The 23,116-nt window shown below is 59.6% G+C and carries 20 protein-coding genes; 12 read left to right on the plus strand and 8 right to left on the minus strand.

Annotated elements, in window-relative coordinates:
• Positions 1-4 precede the first annotated feature (4 nt).
• Positions 5-523: an ACT domain-containing protein gene (locus HBN79_RS05140; RefSeq protein WP_016782481.1), complete on the minus strand. Its 519-nt coding sequence runs from the start codon at positions 521-523 to the stop codon at positions 5-7.
• Between the two features lie 427 nt (positions 524-950).
• Between HBN79_RS05140 and HBN79_RS05145 the strand changes: the two genes are divergently transcribed.
• The gene (locus HBN79_RS05145; protein WP_094999902.1) at positions 951-3,128 is read left to right on the plus strand and encodes a malate synthase G; all 2,178 of its coding nucleotides are present in this window, start codon (positions 951-953) and stop codon (positions 3,126-3,128) included.
• 64 nt (positions 3,129-3,192) lie between these two features.
• Here the strand turns inward: HBN79_RS05145 and HBN79_RS05150 are convergent, their stop codons facing one another.
• Positions 3,193-3,633 carry a response regulator gene (locus tag HBN79_RS05150; RefSeq protein ID WP_094999901.1) on the minus strand — a complete coding sequence of 147 codons (441 nt, stop codon included), beginning with the start codon at positions 3,631-3,633 and terminating at the stop codon, positions 3,193-3,195.
• Between the two features lie 294 nt (positions 3,634-3,927).
• Here HBN79_RS05150 and HBN79_RS05155 point away from each other — a divergent pair, with 294 nt between their 5' ends.
• From HBN79_RS05155 to HBN79_RS05185, 7 genes are all read left to right on the plus strand, one after another.
• The gene (locus HBN79_RS05155) at positions 3,928-5,862 is read left to right on the plus strand and encodes a putative nucleotidyltransferase substrate binding domain-containing protein (protein WP_095025304.1); all 1,935 of its coding nucleotides are present in this window, start codon (positions 3,928-3,930) and stop codon (positions 5,860-5,862) included.
• On the plus strand, positions 5,859-6,569 hold the full coding sequence (locus HBN79_RS05160; RefSeq protein WP_094999899.1) for a 3'-5' exonuclease: 711 nt from the start codon (positions 5,859-5,861) through the stop codon (positions 6,567-6,569). Before HBN79_RS05155 ends, HBN79_RS05160 begins: the two co-directional genes overlap by 4 nt.
• Before the next feature lie 199 nt (positions 6,570-6,768).
• Complete coding sequence (locus HBN79_RS05165) at positions 6,769-7,293, plus strand: RNA polymerase sigma factor (protein WP_165484554.1); 525 nt, start codon at positions 6,769-6,771, stop codon at positions 7,291-7,293.
• On the plus strand, positions 7,290-8,267 hold the full coding sequence (locus HBN79_RS05170; protein WP_094999898.1) for a FecR family protein: 978 nt from the start codon (positions 7,290-7,292) through the stop codon (positions 8,265-8,267). Before HBN79_RS05165 ends, HBN79_RS05170 begins: the two co-directional genes overlap by 4 nt.
• Positions 8,268-8,357: 90 nt before the next feature.
• The gene (locus HBN79_RS05175) at positions 8,358-10,772 is read left to right on the plus strand and encodes a TonB-dependent receptor (RefSeq protein WP_169916428.1); all 2,415 of its coding nucleotides are present in this window, start codon (positions 8,358-8,360) and stop codon (positions 10,770-10,772) included.
• Between the two features lie 139 nt (positions 10,773-10,911).
• On the plus strand, positions 10,912-12,024 hold the full coding sequence (locus HBN79_RS05180) for a PepSY-associated TM helix domain-containing protein (RefSeq protein WP_169916429.1): 1,113 nt from the start codon (positions 10,912-10,914) through the stop codon (positions 12,022-12,024).
• Complete coding sequence (locus tag HBN79_RS05185) at positions 12,021-12,194, plus strand: hypothetical protein (RefSeq protein ID WP_094999895.1); 174 nt, start codon at positions 12,021-12,023, stop codon at positions 12,192-12,194. Before HBN79_RS05180 ends, HBN79_RS05185 begins: the two co-directional genes overlap by 4 nt.
• A 93-nt stretch (positions 12,195-12,287) precedes the next feature.
• Here the strand turns inward: HBN79_RS05185 and fba are convergent, their stop codons facing one another.
• The 5 genes from fba to tkt form a co-directional block, all read right to left on the minus strand.
• Positions 12,288-13,352: a class II fructose-bisphosphate aldolase gene (gene fba / locus HBN79_RS05190; protein ID WP_004419605.1), complete on the minus strand. Its 1,065-nt coding sequence runs from the start codon at positions 13,350-13,352 to the stop codon at positions 12,288-12,290.
• Between the two features lie 174 nt (positions 13,353-13,526).
• Positions 13,527-13,745 (minus strand): hypothetical protein, encoded by a 219-nt coding sequence (locus tag HBN79_RS05195; RefSeq protein WP_094999894.1) that lies wholly within the window; start codon positions 13,743-13,745, stop codon positions 13,527-13,529.
• A 32-nt stretch (positions 13,746-13,777) separates the two neighbouring features.
• Positions 13,778-14,941 carry a phosphoglycerate kinase gene (locus HBN79_RS05200; RefSeq protein WP_094999893.1) on the minus strand — a complete coding sequence of 388 codons (1,164 nt, stop codon included), beginning with the start codon at positions 14,939-14,941 and terminating at the stop codon, positions 13,778-13,780.
• 26 nt (positions 14,942-14,967) lie between these two features.
• Positions 14,968-16,023, minus strand: a complete 1,056-nt coding sequence (gene epd / locus HBN79_RS05205; protein ID WP_095019480.1) for an erythrose-4-phosphate dehydrogenase — start codon at positions 16,021-16,023, stop codon at positions 14,968-14,970.
• Positions 16,024-16,149: 126 nt separating this feature from the next.
• Positions 16,150-18,147: a transketolase gene (gene tkt / locus HBN79_RS05210; RefSeq protein WP_095025301.1), complete on the minus strand. Its 1,998-nt coding sequence runs from the start codon at positions 18,145-18,147 to the stop codon at positions 16,150-16,152.
• 260 nt (positions 18,148-18,407) lie between these two features.
• On the opposite strand from tkt, the gene HBN79_RS05215 reads away from it, so the two are divergent.
• The 3 genes from HBN79_RS05215 to HBN79_RS05225 all read left to right on the plus strand — a co-directional run bounded on the left by HBN79_RS05215 (position 18,408) and on the right by HBN79_RS05225 (position 21,196).
• Positions 18,408-19,403 (plus strand): metalloregulator ArsR/SmtB family transcription factor, encoded by a 996-nt coding sequence (locus HBN79_RS05215; protein ID WP_094999890.1) that lies wholly within the window; start codon positions 18,408-18,410, stop codon positions 19,401-19,403.
• Positions 19,404-19,422: 19 nt separating this feature from the next.
• Complete coding sequence (gene metK, locus HBN79_RS05220) at positions 19,423-20,613, plus strand: methionine adenosyltransferase (RefSeq protein WP_094999889.1); 1,191 nt, start codon at positions 19,423-19,425, stop codon at positions 20,611-20,613.
• A 187-nt stretch (positions 20,614-20,800) separates the two neighbouring features.
• Entirely contained in the window at positions 20,801-21,196 is a 396-nt protein-coding gene (locus HBN79_RS05225; protein ID WP_094999888.1) for a DUF1090 domain-containing protein, read from the plus strand.
• Positions 21,197-21,316: 120 nt separating this feature from the next.
• Here HBN79_RS05225 and HBN79_RS05230 read toward each other — a convergent pair whose 3' ends face one another.
• On the minus strand, positions 21,317-21,766 hold the full coding sequence (locus HBN79_RS05230) for a cytochrome c (protein WP_095020453.1): 450 nt from the start codon (positions 21,764-21,766) through the stop codon (positions 21,317-21,319).
• A 128-nt stretch (positions 21,767-21,894) separates the two neighbouring features.
• On the opposite strand from HBN79_RS05230, the gene HBN79_RS05235 reads away from it, so the two are divergent.
• Positions 21,895-23,049 (plus strand): MltA domain-containing protein, encoded by a 1,155-nt coding sequence (locus HBN79_RS05235; protein WP_169916430.1) that lies wholly within the window; start codon positions 21,895-21,897, stop codon positions 23,047-23,049.
• The last annotated feature ends 67 nt before the right edge of the window (positions 23,050-23,116 follow it).

A 23,116-nucleotide genomic window follows, 5' to 3' on the forward strand; every position in this document is an offset into this window, starting at 1 on the left:
GCAGTTACTCTTCGGTGCTGAACTTGAGGTCTACCAGCAGTTCATCGGCCAGGGTTTCCAGACGCTTTTGCAGCACGTCGAGCGATAAGGTCAGGGGCACAGCCAGAATGGCCTCGGCATGAAACAGCGGCTCGTTGCTCATGGGCGCGGGCCGCACATCGGTCACCAGCCGCTCCAGGCTCACCCCCTGCTCCGTCAGCACCCGGGTGATATCGCGCACAATGCCGGGGCGGTCGTTGCCCACCAGCTCCATGGCGATGGGCTTCCAGGTGCAGGACTGCTCGATCCCGCTTTCAGCGATCAATACCCGAATCCCTTCCTTGCCCAACCGCTGCAGCGCATCGACCAGCTCATCGTGGGCTTCGGCAGGCACGCCGACACGCAGGATCCCGGCAAATTGCCCGGCCATACGCGACATGCGACTCTCCAGCCAGTTACCTCCATGCTCGGCGATGCACTGGGCAATACGCTCGACCTGCCCGGCCTTGTCCTGGGCAAAGACGGTGATAACAAGATGATTCATGGCGGGACTCTCTTATTAGGGGGTCGATTGAGTATAGGCAACACCCTTCCCTGTGGGAGCGGGCTTGCTCGCGATGGTCTCGCCACGGTTTGCCTGACAGACCGCGTCGCCCGAATCACGAGCAAGCCTGCTCCACAGATGCCTTCAAAATCACAAATTGTGTACTGTTTTTAGAATTATCTGGAACAACCTGCCTGTTTCTTGAGAACATCCCGTTCTTCTGAGTGACCGTTCGCGTAAAAATGGTCGCAGAACGACGTGATCAGTCTGATTTTCACATCTGCAATTGATCATGTAGTATGCCTCGGCGACCACTACATAACTTGCAACATGGTCTGCCAAAGCGTCTGCAATCCCCGTACAAACCCGCTCTGGCGGTGTTTTGAGAAGCGCTCCAGGCTTTAAATAAAAATGAGTGAGGCAAGCAATGACTGAACACGTTCACGTCGGTGGCCTGCAGGTCGCCAAAGTCCTGTTCGACTTCGTCAACAACGAAGCTATCCCCGGTACCGGCCTCACCGCCGATCAGTTCTGGGCCGGTGCCGACAAGGTCATCAACGACCTGGCACCCAAGAACAAAGCACTGCTCGCCAAACGCGATGATTTGCAGGCGCGCATCGACGCCTGGCACCAGGCGCAGGCCGGCAAGGCCCATGACGCCGTGGCTTATAAGGCCTTCCTCCAGGATATCGGGTATCTGCAGCCAGAAGCTGCGGATTTCCAGGCAACGACGCAAAACGTCGATGACGAAATCGCCCGCATGGCCGGCCCGCAATTGGTGGTGCCGGTGATGAATGCGCGCTTTGCCCTCAACGCCTCTAACGCCCGTTGGGGCTCGCTGTACGACGCGCTTTACGGCACCGACGCCATCAGCGAAGCCGACGGCGCCGAAAAGGGCAAAGGCTACAACAAGGTTCGCGGCGACAAGGTCATCGCCTTCGCCCGCGCCTTCCTCGACGAAGCTGCACCTCTGGCCAGCGGCTCCCACGTTGATTCCAGCGGCTACGCCATTGTTGACGGCGCCTTGCAGGTCACCCTCAAGGGCGGCGCCAGCACCGGCCTGCGCGACACCGCGCAGTTGATCGGTTACCACGGCACGGCCGCAGCGCCGACGGCCGTGCTGCTCAAGCACAACGGCCTGCATTTCGAAATCCAGGTCGACGCGGCCAGCCCCGTCGGCCAGACCGATGCTGCAGGCGTCAAAGACGTGCTGATGGAAGCCGCCCTGACCACCATCATGGACTGCGAAGACTCGGTCGCTGCGGTCGATGCCGATGACAAGGTGGTGATCTACCGCAACTGGCTCGGCCTGATGAAGGGTGACCTCAGCGAGCAAGTATCCAAGGGCGGCCAGACCTTTACCCGCACCATGAACCCGGATCGCGAGTACACCGCGCCAAACGGCGGCACCGTCAGCCTCCACGGCCGCTCGCTGTTGTTCGTGCGCAACGTCGGCCACCTGATGACCATCGATGCGATCCTCGACAAAGACGGCAACGAAGTGCCCGAAGGCATCCTCGACGGCCTGCTCACCAGCCTGGCGGCTATCCACAGCCTCAATGGCCAGACCACGCGCAGCAACAGCCGCACCGGCTCGGTGTATATCGTCAAGCCGAAGATGCACGGGGCTGAAGAAGCCGCGTTCACCAACGAGCTGTTCGGCCGCATCGAAGACGTGCTCAAGCTGCCACGCAACACGCTCAAGGTCGGAATCATGGACGAAGAGCGCCGTACCACGATCAACCTCAAGGCCTGCATCAAGGCCGCCAGCGAGCGAGTGGTGTTTATCAACACCGGCTTCCTGGACCGTACCGGCGACGAGATTCACACGTCGATGGAAGCCGGCCCGGTCGTACGCAAGGCCGACATGAAAGCTCAGAAGTGGATTTCGGCCTACGAAAACAACAACGTCGATGTCGGCTTGAGCACTGGCCTGCAAGGTCGTGCACAAATCGGTAAAGGCATGTGGGCCATGCCCGATCTGATGGCCGCCATGCTGGAGCAGAAAATCGCTCACCCGCTGGCCGGTGCCAACACTGCCTGGGTGCCGTCACCGACCGCCGCCGCCCTGCACGCGCTGCATTACCACAAGGTTGACGTGTTCGCCCGTCAGGCCGAACTGGCCAAGCGCGCTCCGGCTTCGGTGGACGACATCCTGACCATCCCGCTGGCGGTGAACCCGCAGTGGACCCCGGAACAGATCCAGAACGAACTGGACAACAACTCCCAGGGCATCCTGGGCTACGTTGTGCGCTGGATCGACCAGGGCGTGGGGTGCTCCAAGGTGCCGGACATCAACGACATCGGCCTGATGGAAGACCGTGCCACGCTGCGTATCTCCAGCCAGCACATCGCCAACTGGCTGCGTCACGGCATCGTCAACGAAGAGCAGGTCATGGCAAGCCTCAAGCGCATGGCACCGGTGGTTGACCGCCAGAACGCCAACGACGCGCTGTACCGTCCGCTGGCGCCGGACTTCGACAGCAATATCGCCTTCCAGGCGGCGGTCGAACTGGTCATCGAAGGCACCAAACAGCCTAACGGCTACACCGAGCCGGTACTGCACCGTCGTCGGCGCGAGTTCAAGGCCAGAAACGGCCTGTAACCCGCAGCAATAAATAAAGCCCCGAACATTCGGGGCTTTTTTTTGACACGGTGGCAGACCAACCTTACATCCCCAACTCCTCACGGATCAGCTTGAGCAACCTGTCGGTATCAATCGGCTTGAGCAAAAAGTCCACCACGCTCAAATGCATGGCATCGATGGCATCCCGTACATTCGCATCCCCCGACATGATGATAACCGGCAAGGCCGCCCGCTCGGATTCACGCACTTTGCGGATCAGATGCAAGCCATCATGGGGCAGCATGCGCAAATCGGTGAGCATCAGGTTGATCGGCTGGCCCGATGCCAATAGCGCCAGCGCTTCTTCTTCATTGCTGGCCTGGAGGCACTCAATGGCATTGAGTTCAAGAAACTCCGCCAACAACTCCCGAGCCAAAACATCATCTTCGACAATCAACACACATGACGAGACCGAAGCAGGTGTCTGCATGACCTCTTGTAAGGCCTCTCTTTCGGCGTCAGTCAAAATGTCGTGTTCGGTCATAGGCTTCTCGGAAGCTGACTTGCAGGCGAAATATCCTAATAGCGTAGTCGGTTATCCATTACTGGGTGTAAATGTGCGCTCACATTCCGGTATTTCCAAGCCTGCCAGCACAAGAAATATCTGAAACCAATGTGCGATGTTTTTAAAACAGCAGCACAACGCTGCCCCATAGACTTACGTCCAATGGGCACCCGCGCGCAGACCACCGAGCATGAGGGATAGAAATACACCTTGGGGCGATGCCCTGTCCGGTCATAACAACAACGGCTCACAACCAACGACGCGGTATCAGTAATGAGTAAATCGGATGCGTTTCTCCAGGCAGGGAAAACCGCGGTGTTGCAGAACATTCACGGCACCATGCAATTCTTGCAGCGATTCCCGCCCTTCAACCAAATGGAAAACACTCACCTGGCGTACCTGGTCGAGCAGTGCCAACTGCGCTTCTATGCCCCGGGCGAAAGCATCATCCGACCCACCGACGGGCCGGTGGAGCACTTCTATATCGTCAAGCAGGGCCGAGTGGTGGGCGAGCGCACCCACGCCGGTCGCGAAGAAGCCCAGACCACCTTCGAGATCACCGCCGGCGAATGCTTCCCCCTGGCCGCGCTGCTGGGCGAGCGCGCCACCCGCACCGAACACCGGGCCGCCGAAGATACGTTCTGCCTGCAACTGAACAAAACCGCGTTTATCAAACTGTTTGGCCTGTCCGACGAATTTCGCGACTTTGCCTTGCGCGGCGTCAGCAGCCTGCTGGACAAGGTCAATCAGCAGGTGCAGCAAAAAGCCGCTGAAACCCTCGGCACCCAGTACTCGCTCAACACCCGCCTGGGTGAACTGGCCATGCGTCATCCCGTGACCTGCGCGCCTCAGGTTGCACTGCGTGAAGCCGTGCGTCTGATGCACGAACAGCAGGTGGGCAGCATTGTGGTGGTCGACGAGCTCAAGGCCCCGCTGGGGATTTTCACCCTGCGCGACCTGCGTCAGGTCGTTGCCAATGGCATTGAGGATTTCGACCAGGCCATCGACCTGCACATGACCCCCGGGCCGTTCTACCTGAGCCCCGATCACAGCGCTTTCGACGCTGCAATCGCCATGACCCAGCGGCATATTGCCCACGTGTGCCTGGTTAAAGATCAACGCCTGTGTGGGGTTGTTTCCGAGCGTGACCTGTTTTCGCTGCAACGGGTCGACCTGGTGCATCTGGCACGTACCATTCGCCATGCTCCACGGCTGGAAACCCTGATCAGCCTGCGCGGCGAAATCGGCCAGCTGGTTGAGCGCATGCTGGCCCACGGCGCATCTTCCACGCAAATCACCCATATCATCACCCAACTGAACGATCACACCGTCTGCCGGGTGATTGAGCTGGTGCTGGCCGACAAGGGTGACCCCGGCGTGCCGTTTACCTGGCTGTGTTTTGGCAGCGAAGGACGGAGCGAACAAACCCTGCACACCGACCAGGACAACGGCATCCTGTTCGAGGCCAGGGACGCTGCCGAGGCCGCCGACATTCGCCAGCGCCTGCTGCCCATCGCCCAGCAGATCAACCAGCACCTGGCGGCCTGCGGCTTTACCCTGTGCAAGGGCAATATCATGGCCGGCAACCCCGACCTGTGCTTGTCCCGTACCGAATGGGCGCGGCGCTTTGCGGCGTTTATTCGTGAAGCGACCCCGGAAAATCTGCTGGCCTCCACCATCTACTTCGACCTGCGCGTGGTCTGGGGCGATGAACAGGGCTGCGCGCAACTACGTCGCGGCATCCTTGAGCAAGTGGCCGACAACCGCCTGTTCCAGCGCATGATGGCCGACAACGCCCTGCGTCACCGGCCGCCGGTGGGGCGCTTTCGCGAGTTTGTGCTGGAGCGCAAAGGCAGTGACAAGGCCACCCTCGACCTCAAGGTGCAGGGCCTTACGCCCTTTGTCGACGGGGCTCGCTTGCTGGCACTGGCCAACGGTGTAGAAGCCAACAATACCCTTGAGCGCTTGCGCCAACTGGTTGCTCTCGACGTGATCGAACCGCTGGACGGCGGTGCCTACGAGGAGGCTTACCACTTTATCCAGCAAACCCGCATGCAGCAGCACCAGTTGCAAACCCGGGAAAACCGCCCGTACTCCAATCGCGTCGACCCGGACAACCTCAACCAGCTGGATCGCCGTATCCTGCGTGAAGCCCTGCGCCAGGCCCAGCGCCTGCAAAGCAGCCTGGCCCTGCGGTATCAGCTATGAGCCTGTTGTCCTGGCTGTTACCCCGCAAAAAACCGCTGCTAAGCCTTGAGCAACAGCAACGCCTGCTGCAATTGCCGTCCGCCACCGCCTTGAGCAATGTGCCATTGCGCAGTCAGCGTTGGGTGGTGGTAGACCTGGAAACCAGCGGTCTTAATCTCAACCGCGATCAAGTGTTGTCGATTGGTGCAGTAGTGATTGAAGACGGCGCCATTGACTTGAGCCAGGCCTTTGAGCGCACCCTGCTGCGCCCCGACCACCCCCTGAGCCCCAGCATGCTGCTGCATGAACTGGGACCTGCCGCCATTGCCGCTGGCAGCGACCCGGTGGATGCGCTGCTGGATTTCATGGACTTTGTCGGCGATAGCCCGGTACTGGCCTTCCATGCACCATTTGACCAGCACATGCTCACCCGAGCCCTCAAGGACAGCCTGGGCTATCGGTTGCAGCATCCGTTTATGGATGTGGCCGCACTGGCACCGATGCTCTGCCCGCAATTCAACCCGCGCCAGGCAGGGCTTGATCACTGGATCAACCACTTCAACCTGCAGGTTGAAGACCGTCACAACGCCAGTGCAGACGCGCTGGCCACGGCCGAGCTGGCACTGATCCTGTTCAGCCGTGCCAGCGTCCAGGGCATCGACAGCCCCCTGGCCTTGCAACAGCGGCTTAACCAGTGGCAGCGACGCAAGCAGATTCACGGTTTTTAATCTGTGGGAGGGGTCTTGCTCGCTATTCATGCGACGCGGCTCATCAGGCGAAACGCGGCGATCCCATCGCGAGCAAGCCCGCTCCCACAATAACGACCCTCCCCCGCTTATATGTCATCCGATGAGCGTCAATTGCGTAGGATCACTCCCTCTGCCACAATCGCGAATAATTATCGTTAGTTAAAACTTGCAGTCGGTGATGCTCTTGTCGTCAGTCCAAACCCCCCACAGTGAGCTGGTTGGAGCGCTTTATCGCGACCATCGCGGCTGGCTGCTGGCGTGGTTACGGCGCAACGTAGCCTGCCCGCAGCGGGCAGAGGACCTCAGCCAGGACACTTTTGTACGCCTGCTTGGCCGTACCGAACTGCAAGCCCCGCGCGAACCCCGGGCCTTTCTGGCGGCCATCGCCAAAGGCCTGCTGTTCGACTATTTTCGCCGCGCCGCCCTGGAGCAGGCCTGGCTCAACGAGTTGATGCTGATCCCCGAAGCCGAGCACCCCTCGCCCGAGGCCCAGCAGTTGATCCTCGAAGACCTGCGAGCCATCGACCGCATGTTGGCCAAACTGTCGAGCAAGTCGCGTGCGGCCTTCCTGCACAGTCGGCTCGACGGCATGACCCATGCCGAAATCGCCGAACGCCTGGGCGTGTCGGTGCCCCGTGTACGTCAATACCTGGCCCAGGGCATCCGCCAGTGCTACATCGCCCTGTATGGTGAGCCGACATGAGCCAGGCCAACGGCAAACCGGTCTCGGCCCAGGTGCTGGACGCCGCCATCGCCTGGCAACTGTGCCTGGATTGCGGCAACGGCAGCGCCGTGGAACAGGCCGAGTTCGCCAAGTGGTACAGCGCCAGCGAAGAACACGCCCGGGCCTGGTTACAACTGGGCATGCTCGACCAGCGCTTCAGCAATACCGGCATCCCGGCACGCAACGCCCTGCTCAATGCGCGCAATGGCGTGCAGCAGCAGGCGCGCAAGATCGGCAGCGGCCTGGCGAGTATCGCCCTGGTGTGCGGGCTGGCCCTGTTTGCCGGCAAGAACTACTTGCCCATCGATTACTGGATGGCCGACCAGCGCACTGCCACCGGTGAACAGCGCCAGATGCGCCTGGCCGACGGCACGTTGCTCAACCTCAATACCCACAGTGCAGTCGATGTACGTTTTGACAACAGCACCCGGCGCATCATCCTGCAAGAAGGCGAGATCATGGTCGAAACCGGCCACGGCGACCCTCGCCCGTTTATCGTACAAACCCGCGATGGCAGCTTGCTGGCCCTTGGCACCCGGTTCATGGTTAAACGCGAAGACGACGGCACGCGCCTGAGCGTGCTGCAATCGCGTGTCCAGGCCCATCCAGAAGATAGCGTCGAACAGACCATCTACAGCGAAGGCCAGCAAGTGCTGATGCACCGTGACCGTCTGGGCCAGATGTATGCAGTGAGTCCCGGGGCCGACGCCTGGACACGGGGCATGCTGGTACTGGACAACGTGCGCCTGGGCGACATGGTTGGCGAACTCAACCGCTATCACCGTGGCCACCTGGGTGTAGCCCCCGAAGTGGCCGACCTGCGCATCACTGGCAGCTTCCCGCTGAACAACGTCGAACTGGCGCTCAACGCCCTGTTGCCGACCTTGCCGGTGCAAATCGAACAGCGCACCCCGTGGTGGGTCACTGTCAGCGCCAGGCCTGCGGCGAACTGAATCTAAATTATTTTCAATAAGCCCTATCACTTTTCAAATCTCGTGCGGCAGATAGGCATTGAGAAACATTTCCATTCAGGAACCCGCCGAATGTCCCGCACCCTCGACACGTTTTTGCGCCCCAGCCTGTTGGCTGTTGCCATTGCCCTTGGCGCTCCGCTGGCCAGCACCACGCTGATTGCCGCCGAACAGGCATCCTCTGCGCGCAGCTACAACCTGCCCGCTGGCCCATTGGCGGCCACCCTGAACCAGATCGCCAGCCAGGCTGGCATTACCCTGGCCATCGACTCGTCCTTGCTGGCAGGCAAAACCTCGGCACCGGTCAACGGCACATTTGAAGCCACGACTGCGTTGCGTGAGGCGTTGCAGGGGAGCGGTTTGCAGCTGCAAAGCAGTGGTAACGGTGCTTTCACCCTGATGCCTGTCGTTGAAGGCGCCCTGACTCTGGGCGACGTCAATATCAACGGCGCTGCTGTTGCCGAGGGCTCGGAAGCGGCGGGTTACGTCAGCGAAAATTTGAATAATGTCGGTGCACTGGGCGGGATGAAACTGCAAGACACGCCCTACTCCATGAGCGTTACCTCTCAGGCATTGCTCAAAAACATCCAGGCCACCTCACTGGATGACGTGTTCAAGCGCAACCCGTTCACCCAGATGTTCTCGCCGACCGGCGCGGGATATGCCAGCGCAGTCAACATTCGCGGTTTCAGCGGCGCGGGCAACCTGAATATCGCGAATGACGGGTTGCGTTTCAGCACCCTGGCCGATGCGGGCAACTTTCTGGAAGAAACCGAGCAACTGGAAGTCATCACCGGTCTCACCGGCTTTCTGTATGGCCCCGCTACGCCCGGAGGCCTGGCCAACTATGTTCTGAAGCGGCCAACTTACGAGAACTATCGCAGCGTTACTTTGGGCAATGCGGGTGGCGAAAACTATTACCTGCATGGCGACTTTGGCGGCAAGATCGACGACGAAGGCAAATTTGCCTATCGCCTGAACCTGCTCACCCAGGATGGCGAAACTGCCATCGACATGCAGAAACGCCGTCGCGAGCTGATCAGCCTGGCCGTGGACTGGAATGTCAGCGACGACCTGCAAATCCAGTTCGATGCATCGCACAAGAAAACCGAAATCCGCGGGTTGACCAGCTACTGGTACTTCGGAGATCAGGCCCTGCGGCCACGCGCCTCGCAGCTCGACAACGACAAGCTGTACAGCCAGAAGTGGTCATTTTCGGATAACGAAACCGACAAGGGTGGCGTGCGGGCCAAGTGGCGCCTGAACGACACCTTCACCCTGCGCGGTGCCTTTGCTACCCAGAAGTTCACCGAAGAAAACACCTACACCGGTCCAACCGTGTATAGCCCGGGGGTCTACACCCAACCGCTGTACGCCTTTGCTCCCATTGAGCACGTAGAAAACTCGGCCTACCTGTTTCTGGATGCCGCGTTCGCGACCGGCTCAATTGGCCACAAGATGACCATGGGTTATCAGGGTAATGACTCGCGCATCCGTCAGTACGAAGACCATGTACCCAGCTCTCCGCCGCAATACGTCGACGTAGGCGGCGGCGCATTGCCGTTTGGCAGCAGCGAACAGGTCGGCAAACCCAGCTACTCGATTGGCAATGGCAACCAGCGCTTGGCAGGTACCTCCCAGTCCAATAATTTCCTGATCGGCGATGTCATCACCTTCAACGATCAATGGTCGAGCATCCTCGGTGTGACCCGCACCCAGATCAAGTCTTACGCCAATGACTTCATCTACTCCAACCCGGCTAAGAAAACCCGCTACGACGAGAGTAAAACCTCGCCCAGCGTTTCGCTTATCTACAAGCCCGTACCTTGGCTGACCACCTATGCCACTTACATCGAAGGCCTGCAAGCAGGCGGAACAGCGCCGTACAACGCAGTCAACGCCGGGCAAATCTTCGCGCCGCAAGTCAGCAAGCAATATGAAATCGGCGCCAAAGCCACTGTAGGCGACGCGCTGCTGACCCTGGCCCTGTTCAACATTGAAAAACCTAACGGCTTTCTCAGCGAAGGATTGATTTACACCGAGAGTGGCAAACAGGTTAACAACGGCCTGGAATTCAGCGTGACCGGAAAAGTCACACCGGAGCTGACCGTAGTGGGCGGTTTCACCCTGCTTGATCCAAAGGTCAAAGACGCCGACAACAAGGCCAACGACGGCAATGCCCCGGTCGACGTTGCCAAGCAACTGGCCAAGGTTTACGCCGAGTACGACATAAATGCCTTGCCTGGTTTGGCCCTGACCGGCGGGGCGTTCTACACCGGCAGACAGTACACCGACGTGAGCAACGACTACGAATTGCCATCGTTCACCACCTTTGATGCCGGTGCGCGCTACCGCATGAAAGTGTCGGAAAACGACCTGACCCTGCGCATGAACGTCAGCAACCTGGCCAACAAGGATTACTGGCTCAACAGCCACTATCTGGGCGATCCGCGCACCGTGCAGTTCTCGGCGCAGCTGGAGTTCTAACCCGCTTGTATTGAAAAATACTCCCCCTGTGGGAGCGGGCTTGCCCGCGATGCAGACAACTCGGTGCAACTGCAAAAACGAGTTGATGCCATCGCGAGCAAGCCCGCTCCCACAGGGGGTTTACGCATTCAGGATTTTCATGAAAAGCAAAACCATCCGCCGCTGGTCCTTTATCCACACCTGGACCAGCCTGATTTGCACTGCGTTCTTGCTGATGCTGGCACTGACCGGCCTGCCGTTGATTTTTCATCATGAAATCGACCATCTGCTAGGCGATGCGCCGCAGGTCAAAACCCTGCCTGCCGATACCCCAACCCTCGACCTGCAACAACTGGTGCGCGCCGCCGAAGCTCATCGCCCGGGCGAGGTCATGCAGTATTTCGGCTGGGACGAAGACGAAGCCAATGCCGTCCTGACCATCATGGCACCCACCGCCGGCACCGAACCCAATTCCTCCCACACCTTTATGCTCGATGCGCGCACCGGCGAAGCCATAGAGGTGCCGTCAGCCAATGGCGGACTCATGATGGTCATGCTGCGCCTGCATGTGGACATGTTCGCCGGGCTGCCCGGCAAGCTGCTACTGGCCTTTATGGGCCTGCTGTTTGTATTGGCCATCATCTCCGGCACAGTGCTGTACCTGCCTTTTATGCGCCGCCATGAATTCGCTACCGTGCGCACCGACAAATCCAAACGCCTGCGCTGGCTCGACCTGCACAACCTGATTGGCGCCGTGACCCTGACCTGGGCCCTGGTGGTAGGGGTGACCGGCGTTATCAGCGCCTGTGCTGACCTGATCATTGCCGCATGGCGCAATGACAGCCTCAGCGCCATGATCGAACCCTACCGCGATGCTCCGCCACTGACCCGTCTTGCCCCGGCCAGCCAGTTGCTGGAGATCGCAGCCAAAGCCGCACCCGGCATGCGCCCGGACTTTATCGCCTTCCCCGGTACACGGTTCTCCAGCGAGCACCATTACGCGGTCTTTATGAAAGGCAGCACGCACCTGACTTCCCACCTGCTGACCCCGGTATTGATCGATGCCAGTACCCTGGATGTCACCGCAGTGGCCGGGCGCCCGTGGTACATGGACGCTATGGGCATGTCGCAACCGCTGCACTTCGGCGATTACGGCGGCATGCCGATGAAAATTCTCTGGGCGGCTCTCGACGTGCTGACCATTGTGGTGCTCGGCAGCGGACTCTACCTGTGGTGGGTGCGCCGCCGAGCGGCCAGGGAGAGCGCACGATGAGGCCCCGTCAGTCGAACTTCTGGAAAGTGTTTTCCATCCCGCTGGCGATTGGCCTGGTCAGCGTGATGGGCTTGTTCAGTGCGCTATTGGGTGACGAGGCGTGGGATGTATTGAGCTGGATTGGCTTGGGTATTCCTGTGTGGATCAGTGTGCGCGGGTTGCTCAAGTGACCCTCACCCTAGCCCTCTCCCGGAGGGAGAGGGCTGCAACTGACACCCACAAAAAAGCCCGCATCGCTGCGGGCTTTTTAGTACGCGCCGGTCTTAGTTGACCTTGGCGTTCAGCTCACCTTTGAGGTAACGCTGGTACATGGCTTCGAGGGAGATCGGCTTGATCTTCGAAGCATTACCGGCAGTACCGAAGGCTTCGTAACGGGCAATACACACGTCACGCATGGCCGTTACAGTGGCGCCGAAGAACTTGCGCGGGTCAAACTCGCTCGGGTTGGTTGCCATCAGGCGACGCATCGCGCCAGTCGATGCCAGACGCAGGTCGGTGTCGATGTTGACCTTGCGCACGCCGTGCTTGATGCCTTCAACGATTTCTTCTACCGGCACACCGTAGGTTTCTTTGATGTCGCCGCCGAACTCGTTGATGATCGCCAGCCACTCTTGTGGAACAGAGGACGAACCGTGCATCACCAGGTGAGTGTTCGGAATGCGCTTGTGGATCTCTTTGATACGGTCGATTGCCAGTACGTCGCCAGTCGGTGGCTTGGTGAACTTGTAAGCGCCGTGGGAAGTACCGATGGCAATTGCCAGGGCATCTACCTGGGTGCGCTTGACGAAGTCAGCCGCTTCTTCCGGGTCGGTCAGCATCTGGCTGTGATCCAGAACGCCTTCTGCACCGATGCCGTCTTCTTCGCCAGCCATACCGGTTTCCAGCGAACCCAGGCAGCCCAGCTCGCCTTCAACCGATACGCCGCAAGCGTGCGCCAGGGCAACGGTTTGCTGAGTCACGCGAACGTTGTAGTCGTAGTCGGTCGGGGTCTTGCCGTCTTCACCCAGCGAGCCGTCCATCATCACCGAGCTGAAGCCCAGCTGGATCGAGCGCTGGCACACGTCAGGGCTGGTGCCGTGGTCCTGGTGCATGCACACCGGGATATGCGGAAATTCTTCGATTGCAGCCAGGATCAGGTGACGCAGGAAAGGAGCACCCGCGTACTTGCGCGCACCGGCCGAGGCCTGAACGATCACCGGGGAGTCGGTCTTGTCAGCGGCTTCCATAATGGCGCGCATCTGCTCAAGGTTGTTTACGTTGAAGGCTGGAACGCCGTAGCCGAATTCGGCGGCGTGGTCCAACATCTGGCGCATGCTGATAAGTGCCATTGTGTGTGTCTCTCCCGGACAAGGGTCGTTAATCGTGCAAGCCTGCCGTAGCGGCGGCTGCTATTCAAGTTATTGCAGATCGGGGGTTTGCCCCGATATGGCCAATGCGATTTAGCTGAAACGTTACAGCTTCAGCTATAGCTATGCGGCCCATTGGGTGGGCCGCATTTCAAATCATGGGCACCCGCGCTCTTGTGAAGGCTTGGGCGACTCGTATTTTTCCAGCGCCTCGGGCCCTGAGCGTTTATTGACCAGCGGCACGCTTTGCGCCTGCCAGTCAGCCTGGTAACAACCACTCTCTTCAGGGGTTGCAGCCTCGGGCACCGACTCGCTCGAGCCGGCGCAACCGGCCAAAAAGCCCGCGATCATCAACAGCGGTAACAACTTGACCATGTCCATGCTTCCTTTCAGGGCCTGAAACACCTTCAGGCTTTGGCGCGGCTTTCCAGGATTTCAACGGCAGGCAGTACCTTGCCTTCGACGAACTCCAGGAATGCACCACCGCCGGTGGAGATGTAGGAGATTTGATCAGCAATGCCGTATTTGTCGATCGCCGCCAGAGTGTCGCCGCCACCCGCAATCGAGAACGCTGCGCTGTCGGCAATGGCCCGGGCCAGAACCTTGGTGCCGTTGCCGAACTGGTCGAACTCGAACACGCCAACCGGACCGTTCCACAGGATAGTCTTCGAAGACTTGAGCAGCTCGGCGAAATGCGCAGCAGTTTGCGGGCCGATATCCAGGATCATGTCGTCAGCAGCCACGTCGGCAATCAGCTTGACGGTGGCAGCGGCACTTTCAGCGAACTCTTTGGCCACGACTACGTCGGTAGGCAGGGGCACGTTGACCTTGGCAGCAATGGCGCGGGCAGTTTCCAGCAGGTCGGGCTCGTACAGCGACTTGCCCACCGGGTGACCGGCAGCGGCCAGGAAAGTGTTGGCGATACCGCCACCCACGATCAGCAGATCGCAGATCTGGCTCAGGCTGTTGAGCACTTCAAGCTTGGTCGACACCTTGGAGCCGGCAACAATGGCCGCCATTGGCTTGGCCGGGGCGCCCAGGGCCTTGCCCAGTGCTTCCAGTTCAGCAGCCAGCAGAGGGCCTGCCGCAGCAACCTTGGCAAACTTGGCCACGCCGTGGGTCGAACCTTCGGCGCGGTGAGCGGTGCCGAAAGCGTCCATCACAAACACGTCGCACAGTGCTGCGTATTGCTTGGCCAGTTCGTCGGCGTTTTTCTTTTCGCCCTTGTTGAAGCGCACGTTCTCGAACAGCACGATGTCGCCGGCTTTGACGTCGACACCATTGAGGTAATCGCTGACCAGCGGCACTTCACGGCCCAGGGCCTTGCTCAGGTACTCGGCTACAGGCTTGAGGCTGTTTTCAGCCGAGAACTCGCCTTCAGTCGGACGTCCCAGGTGCGAGCAGACCATAACCGCCGCGCCTTTTTCCAACGCCAGCTTGATGGTCGGCAGCGAAGCGAGGATACGCGCATCGCTGGTGACTACACCGTCCTTGACTGGGACGTTGAGGTCTTCGCGGATCAGTACGCGTTTACCTTGCAGATCGAGGTCGGTCATCTTCAACACGGTCATGGGTCGCAATTCCTGAGTTTCTAATGTTAGAGAACGGATTTTGGGTGGGTAACGTGCAAGTAGTGCTCTGCCACATCGATCATTCGATTGGCAAAACCCCATTCGTTATCGAACCAGGCCAGCAGGTTCACCAGCCGGGGGCCGGAAACGCGGGTTTGGCTGGCATCGACAATGGCCGAATGAGGGTCATGATTGAAATCACAGCTGGCGTGCGGCAGCTCGGTGTAGGCCAGCAAGCCTTTGAGCGGGCCGCTGGTGGCAGCCTCGCGCAGCAGGCGGTTCACTTCTGCGGCATCGGTATCCCGGGCCGTGGTCAGGGTGATGTCCAGGCACGACACGTTCAAGGTCGGCACCCGTACTGCTTTGGCCTGAATTCGGCCGGCAAGTTCCGGCAACAGGCGCTCAATGCCTTTGGCCAGGCCGGTCGATACCGGAATCACCGACTGAAAGGCCGAGCGAGTACGTCGCAGGTCTTCATGATGGTAGGCATCGATGACCGGCTGATCGTTCATCGCCGAGTGAATCGTGGTGATCGACACGTACTCCAGGCCAAGCGCCTGATCCAGCAGACGCAACAGCGGTACGCCGCAATTGGTGGTGCAGGAAGCGTTGGACACCAGGCGCTCTTCGCCCGTCAGGCTGTGCTGGTTGACGCCGTAGACAATGGTGGCGTCGACATCGGCGTCGCTGGCCATCGGTTGCGAAAAAAGTACGCCGGGAGCCCCGGCATCCAGAAAGCGCTGGCCGTCGGCACGGGTGTTGTAGACACCGGAGCATTCCAGCACCAGGTCAATGCCCAGCGCGGCCCAGTCGATCCCTTCGGGGGTGGCACTGCGGAACACTTTCACGCAGTCGCCATTGATATGCAGGCAGTCGCCTTCGATCCGTATCTCGCCGGGAAACCGGCCATGGGTGGAGTCGAAGCGCGTCAAATATTCGAGACTGGCCATATCGGCCAAATCATTGAGTGCAACAATTTCAAACCCGGCAGAAGCCCCTCGCTCGAACAACGCACGCAAGACACAACGACCAATCCGGCCGTAGCCGTTGAGTGCAACTTTGTAGGGACGCGGTTGAGGCATGGGGTTCTCGATTACCAAGGTGAATCCTTCACCACTACTATTTCGCGAGCAGGCTCGCTGCCACAGGGATCTACATAGCCCATGTGGGAGCGAGCCTGCTCGCGAATAAGGCAGCCACTTTGTTACTTAGTCTTCCAGCAGCTCGTCAGCCTGACCCAGGATGTTTTCCAGGGTGAAGCCGAACTCCTCGAACAAGGCAGGCGCAGGCGCCGACTCGCCGTAGGTGGTCATGCCGATCACGCGGCCTTCCAGGCCCACGTACTTGTACCAGTAGTCAGCGTGGGAGGCTTCAATGGCGATACGGGCGCTCACCTGCAGCGGCAGAACCGACTGCTTGTAGCCCGCATCTTGAGCTTCGTACACGCTGGTGCATGGCATCGACACCACACGAACCTTGCGGCCCTGTTCGGTCAGTTTTTCCCAGGCCTGAACAGCCAGGCCCACTTCGGAACCGGCCGAGATCAGGATCAGCTCAGGCTCGCCTGCGCAGTCCTTGAGCACGTAGCCACCACGGTTGATATCGGCAATCTGGCCGGCATCACGGTTCTGGTGGTTGAGGTTCTGACGCGAGAAGATCAACGCGGACGGGCCGTCGTTGCGCTCCAGGGCGTATTTCCAGGCAGCTGCGGATTCCACCGCATCAGCAGGGCGCCAGGTGTCCAGGTTCGGCGTGGTACGCAGGCTGGTCAGCTGTTCGATCGGCTGGTGAGTCGGGCCGTCTTCGCCCAGACCGATGGAGTCGTGGGTGAACACATAGATCACGCGCTGTTTCATCAGGGCCGACATGCGGATGGCGTTGCGGGCGTATTCCATGAACATCAGGAAGGTTGCACCGTAAGGCACCAGGCCGCCGTGCAGGGCAACGCCGTTCATGATGGCGCTCATGCCGAACTCACGTACACCGTAGTACACGTAGTTGCCGCTGGCGTCTTCAGCCGAAACACCTTTGCAACCTTTCCACAGGGTCAGGTTGGAGCCGGCCAGGTCAGCGGAGCCGCCCAGCAATTCAGGCAGCAACGGGCCGAAGGCATTCAGCGCGTTCTGGCTGGCTTTACGGCTGGCGATGGTTTCGCCTTTGGCCGCGACTTCAGCGATGTAGGCGTTGGCCTTGGCATCGAAATCAGCTGGCAGCTTGCCGCTCAGGCGACGGGACAGCTCGGCGGCCAGCTCAGGGAACTCGGCAGCGTAGGCAGCGAAGCGCTTGTCCCACTCGGACTCAACCGCAGCACCGACTTCCTTGGCATCCCATTCGGCGTAGATATCAGCCGGGATTTCAAATGGACCGTGGTTCCAGTTCAGGGCCTTGCGGGTCAGGGCGATTTCATCGTTGCCCAGTGGAGCACCGTGGCAGTCTTCCTTGCCCTGCTTGTTCGGCGAACCGAAACCGATGGTGGTCTTGCAGCAGATCAGCGTTGGCTGGTCGCTTTTGCGTGCGGTTTCGATCGCGGTCTTGATTTCTTCCGGGTCGTGACCGTCAACGTTACGGATCACTTGCCAGTTGTAGGCTTCGAAACGCTTTGGCGTGTCGTCGGTAAACCAGCCTTCAACTTCGCCATCGATGGAGATGCCGTTGTCATCGTAGAAAGCGATCAGTTTGCTCAGGCCCAGGGTGCCGGCCAGCGAGCCAACTTCGTGGGAAATGCCTTCCATCATGCAGCCATCACCCAGGAACACGTAGGTGTGGTGATCGACAACGTTATGGCCAGGACGGTTGAACTGCGCGCCCATGACTTTTTCGGCCAGGGCAAAGCCCACAGCGTTGGCCAGGCCCTGACCCAACGGGCCAGTGGTGGTTTCAACGCCCGGCGTGTAGCCCAGCTCCGGGTGGCCCGGGGTGCGGCTGTGCAGCTGGCGGAAGTTTTTCAGGTCGTCGATCGACAGGTCATAGCCGGTCAGGTGCAACAACGAGTAGATCAGCATCGAACCGTGGCCGTTGGACAGCACGAAGCGGTCACGGTCAGCGAACGAAGGATTGCTCGGGTTGTGCTTCAGATAATCGCGCCACAGTACTTCGGCGATATCCGCCATACCCATAGGGGCACCTGGATGACCGCTGTTGGCTTTTTGCACGGCATCCATGCTGAGTGCACGAATGGCGTTGGCACGCTCACGACGGCTGGGCATCGCTGTTCTCCTGGGTATTGGAAGTTAAATCGAAACGGAAAAAAGGCGAGCATTTTCCCTCACCCACCCCCTCGGGGCAATGACAGATAGTCAGCTGAAACGTTTTTCCTTTGTTCAGGCAGGCAATCTGTTAAGGATCGGACATTTCATTTCGTTAATAAGCACATTCCACCCGACAAACGTGCCATTTATCGACCAATATCAAAAAGTTTTGATATTGAACTTGCGGGGGCTTGAGCGGGTAACTAGACTGCGGCCCCATGAACTTACGCGTGCCTTCAATCCGCCATGACGATTGCGACGAGCTCTCCGCCCTGTGCAAGGCTGGAGGCGATCCGCTGCGACTCAATGTGCTGCGCGCGTTGGCCAATGATTCGTTTGGTGTGCTGGAACTGACACAGATTTTCGCCACCGGGCAGTCCGGCATGAGCCACCACCTCAAGGTGCTGTCCCAGGCACGGCTGGTTGCAACCCGGCGTGAAGGCAACGCGATTTTTTATCGCCGCGCCCTGCCCCATACCGAACAACTGGGCGGCAAATTGCATGCAGCACTGCTGGAAGAGGTCGATAACCTGGCCTTGCCCGCCGATGTACAGGCGCGCATCAGCGCCGTACACGGCCAACGTGCAGCCGCCAGTCAGGACTTTTTCTCACGCATAGCCGAGAAATTTCGCGCTCAACAGGATTTGATCGCCGGCTTGCCGCAATACCGTGACAGTGTTTTAACCCTGCTCGACAAACTGAGCTTCGGCCCGGGGGCCACAGCCCTGGAAGTCGGCCCCGGCGATGGCAGCTTCTTGCCCGACCTGGCCCGTCGTTTCCATCAGGTCACGGCGCTGGACAACAGCCCGGTGATGCTGGAGCTGGCCCGCCAGTTGTGTGAACGCGAGTCACTGAACAACGTCAGCCTGATCCTGGCCGACGCGCTGCATGAAGCACCGATCCAGGTCGATTGCGTGGTCGTGAACATGGTCTTGCACCATTTCGCTGCACCGGCCGAAGCACTCAGGCAACTGGCGACCTTGCTGCAACCGGGCGGTAGCCTGCTGGTAACAGAGTTGTGCAGCCATAATCAGGCGTGGGCCCGCGAGGCCTGCGGTGATTTATGGCTGGGTTTTGAACAAGATGATCTGGCCCGTTGGGCCACCGCTGCGGGACTCGTTCCCGGGGAAAGCCTCTATGTAGGCTTACGTAATGGTTTCCAGCTTCAGGTCCGCCACTTTCAGCGGCCAGCTGGCGACACTCACCATCGGTAAATATTAGGAAACCGTCGAGATGAGCGAATACTCCCTTTTCACCTCCGAGTCCGTGTCTGAAGGGCATCCGGACAAAATCGCCGACCAGATTTCTGACGCGGTGCTGGACGCCATCATTGCTGAAGACAAGTTCGCCCGTGTGGCGTGCGAGACTCTGGTGAAAACCGGCGTAGCAATCATCGCCGGCGAAGTCACCACTTCGGCCTGGGTTGACCTGGAGCAGATCGTTCGTGACGTGATCACCGACATCGGTTACACCAGCTCCGACGTCGGCTTCGACGGTGCTACCTGCGGCGTGATGAACATCATCGGCAAGCAGTCTCCTGACATCAACCAGGGTGTAGACCGCGCCAAGCCTGAAGATCAGGGCGCCGGCGACCAGGGCCTGATGTTCGGCTACGCCAGCAACGAAACCGACGTGCTGATGCCGGCACCGATCACCTTCTCTCACCAGTTGGTACAGCGCCAGGCAGAAGCCCGCAAATCCGGCCTGCTGCCGTGGCTGCGCCCGGACGCCAAGTCCCAGGTCACTTGCCGTTACGAAGGCGGCAAGGTTGTGGCCATCGACGCCATCGTGCTGTCGACCCAGCACAACCCGGAAGTGTCGAACAAAGACCTGCGCGAAGGCGTCATGGAGCTGATCGTCAAGCACGTGCTGCCTGCTGATCTGTTGCACAAAGACACCCAGTTCCACATCAACCCTACTGGCCAGTTCATCATCGGTGGCCCGGTTGGCGACTGCGGCCTGACCGGTCGCAAGATCATCGTTGACACCTACGGCGGCATGGCCCGTCACGGCGGCGGCGCGTTCTCGGGTAAAGATCCATCCAAGGTTGACCGTTCGGCGGCCTACGCCGGTCGTTACGTGGCCAAGAACATCGTGGCTGCCGGCCTGGCTGAGCGTTGCGAGATCCAGGTTTCCTACGCAATCGGCGTCGCTCAACCGACTTCGATTTCGTTGAATACTTTCGGCACTGGCAAAATTTCCGACGACAAGATCATCAAGCTGGTGCGTGAGGTGTTCGACTTGCGTCCATACGCCATCACCAAGATGCTTGATCTGCTGCACCCGATGTACCAGGAAACTGCAGCATACGGTCACTTCGGCCGTATCCCGCAGACCAAAACGGTTGGCGACGATACCTTCACCACGTTCACGTGGGAGCGTACCGACCGCGCTGAAGAACTGCGTACTGCCGCTGGTTTGTAAGTAAGCCTGCTGCACCAAAAGCCCCGGACAGGCGACTGTTCGGGGCTTTTTGCTGCTGGCGGGCATCGCGCAACGGATTGCTTGCGTACGGATGCTGCTAACATCCACGGTTTCGAACCGCCGAACGACGCTTGTGCAGCGTTCTTTCGACCTTATTTAATTGTCATCTTTGGTCATGGAGCTATTTATGAAATTACTTTCACCGCTCGCCCTGTTTACTGTCTGCGGCCTGTTGGCTGCCCCGCTGATGGCCGCCGACACAGCGCCTGAACTGACCGGCTGTGCTGCCAAGAAGCAGGCCATCACCCTGCAACTTGAGCAAGCGCGTGCCCACGGCAACAGCAACCAGGTAGCAGGCCTGGAAAAAGCCCTGAGCGAAGTTGAAGCCCATTGCACCGACGCGGGCCTGCGCAAGGAACGCGAAAACAAGGTGCTGGAAGCCAAGCACGAAGTCAGCAAGCGCCAGGCAGATCTGGACAAGGCCATGAAGAAAGGCGATCCGGAAAAAATCGACAAGCGCAAAAACAAGCTGGCCGAATCGCGCAAGGAACTGCAGGAAGCGCTGGATCAGCTGGACAAGTAATTCGCCCTGTGGGAGCGGGCTTGCTCGCGATGGGATCGCTGCGGTCTGCCTGACAGATCGCGTCGCCTGCATCGCGAGCAAGCCCGCTCCCACAGCAGGTGGGTACCGGCTCAACTTTACTCAGTGATTCCTGAATGCCTTGTGGCACGCACTGCAGGTGTCTTCGACCTTCTGCACCGCAGGCATCAGGTTACTGGCCTTGTAGGGTTGCACCTGGCTGGCGATAACCAGCTCACCCGTAGCAGCCTCCAACTGCCGCGCCAACTCCTGAAAACGTGCCTGCTTTTGCCAGACGTCATCAGTAGCGCTGGTTTGATCGCTCTCCTTTACTTGAGGGAAATGCTTCCACGGCTCGTAAGCCAACGCATCCAACTTGATAGCGCCTTCGGTAAAGCGCGGACCATCGAACGGAATTCGACCCCGCAACATGCCGCCCAGATCTTCACTGGTCTTTAGCATTTGCTTGAAAATCGCTTTACGCTGGCCCAGCGGCGAATCGGGATCAACCCCGCCACACGCCGTCAGCGTCAGGCAGGCCAGCACTACAACAGTCAATCGTTTAAGAATCATGGTGGCTTCAGGTCACGGAAATCGGCCGCCAGTATCCTCGTGTCACCCGCAAAGACCAATACCCTTATTAAATATACGGGTTGCCTTGAAGGCCATCAGACCTCGGCAGCCGTTAAGGAACAGCGTCAATGAACATATTTTTCAAACCACTGGCCTGGGCGCTGCCCGTTGTCATGCTCCTGGCCGGGTGCAACGGCACCGACAAGGACGCGGACAAAAATGCCGCAAAACCTGAACCTCACACGACCTACAGCAAAACCGACTGGAGTGCGCTGCCTGAAGTGACAGGCAATGACCTGCAAAGCGGCTTCGCTTCATGGCGCAGCGCCTGCACCCGTCTCAAGGCCGACGCCAACTGGGGGCCGGTATGCAGCGACGCTGCGGCCCTGCCTGCCAGCCCCAGCGTGGCTGAAATCAGCAACTTCCTGCAAACCCACCTCGACGTCTACAGCTTGCGTTCGGCCGAAGGCAGCAGCGACGGCCTGATCACCGGTTACTACGAACCCGTTTACCCGGGCAGCCTCAAGCCCACCCAGGCGGCCAATGTGCCGATCTACGGCGTACCGTCTGATCTTATCGTGGTCAACCTGGACAGCATTTACCCCGAGCTCAAAGGCAAGCGCCTGCGCGGTCGCCTCGATGGCCGTGTACTCAAACCTTACGACACCGCTGAAACCATCAACAGCAAAGGCCTGAATGCTCCGGTGCTGGCGTGGCTGACCGACCCGATGGACCTGCAATTCCTGCAAATCCAGGGCTCTGGCCGGGTCCAGCTCGACAATGGCCGTCAACTGCGCATTGGCTATGCCGACCAGAACGGCCACCCGTACAAACCGATTGGCCGCTGGCTGGTCGAGCAAGGCGAATTGAAGAAAGAAGACGTGACCATGGGCACCATTCACGCCTGGGCCATGGCCAACCCGCAACGCGTCCACGAGATGCTGGCCAGCAACCCGAGCTACGTGTTCTTCACTCAGAACCCCGACAGCAACGAAGGCCCGCGCGGCTCGCTGAACGTGCCGCTGACGGCCGGTTACAGCGTGGCCGTGGACCGCAAGGTAATCCCGCTGGGCAGCCTGTTGTGGTTATCGACCACCCAGGCCGACGGCCAGCCCATCGTGCGCCCGGTTGCCGCCCAGGACACCGGCGGCGCCATTGCCGGCGAAGTGCGGGCCGACTTCTTTGTCGGTACGGGCCCCGAGGCAGGGCAAATTGCAGGTGACATGAAACAGAAGGGCAATATCTGGCTGCTGTGGCCTAAAGGGGCGGCGTTGCCGTTGTAACTGCCCTTGTGGGAGCGAGCCTGCTCGCGATGGCATCACTGCGGCGCATCAGGTAAACCGCATCGCC

The sequence above is a fragment of the Pseudomonas sp. WS 5051 genome, assembly GCF_012985715.1.
Lineage (GTDB): Bacteria > Pseudomonadota > Gammaproteobacteria > Pseudomonadales > Pseudomonadaceae > Aquipseudomonas > Aquipseudomonas bubulae.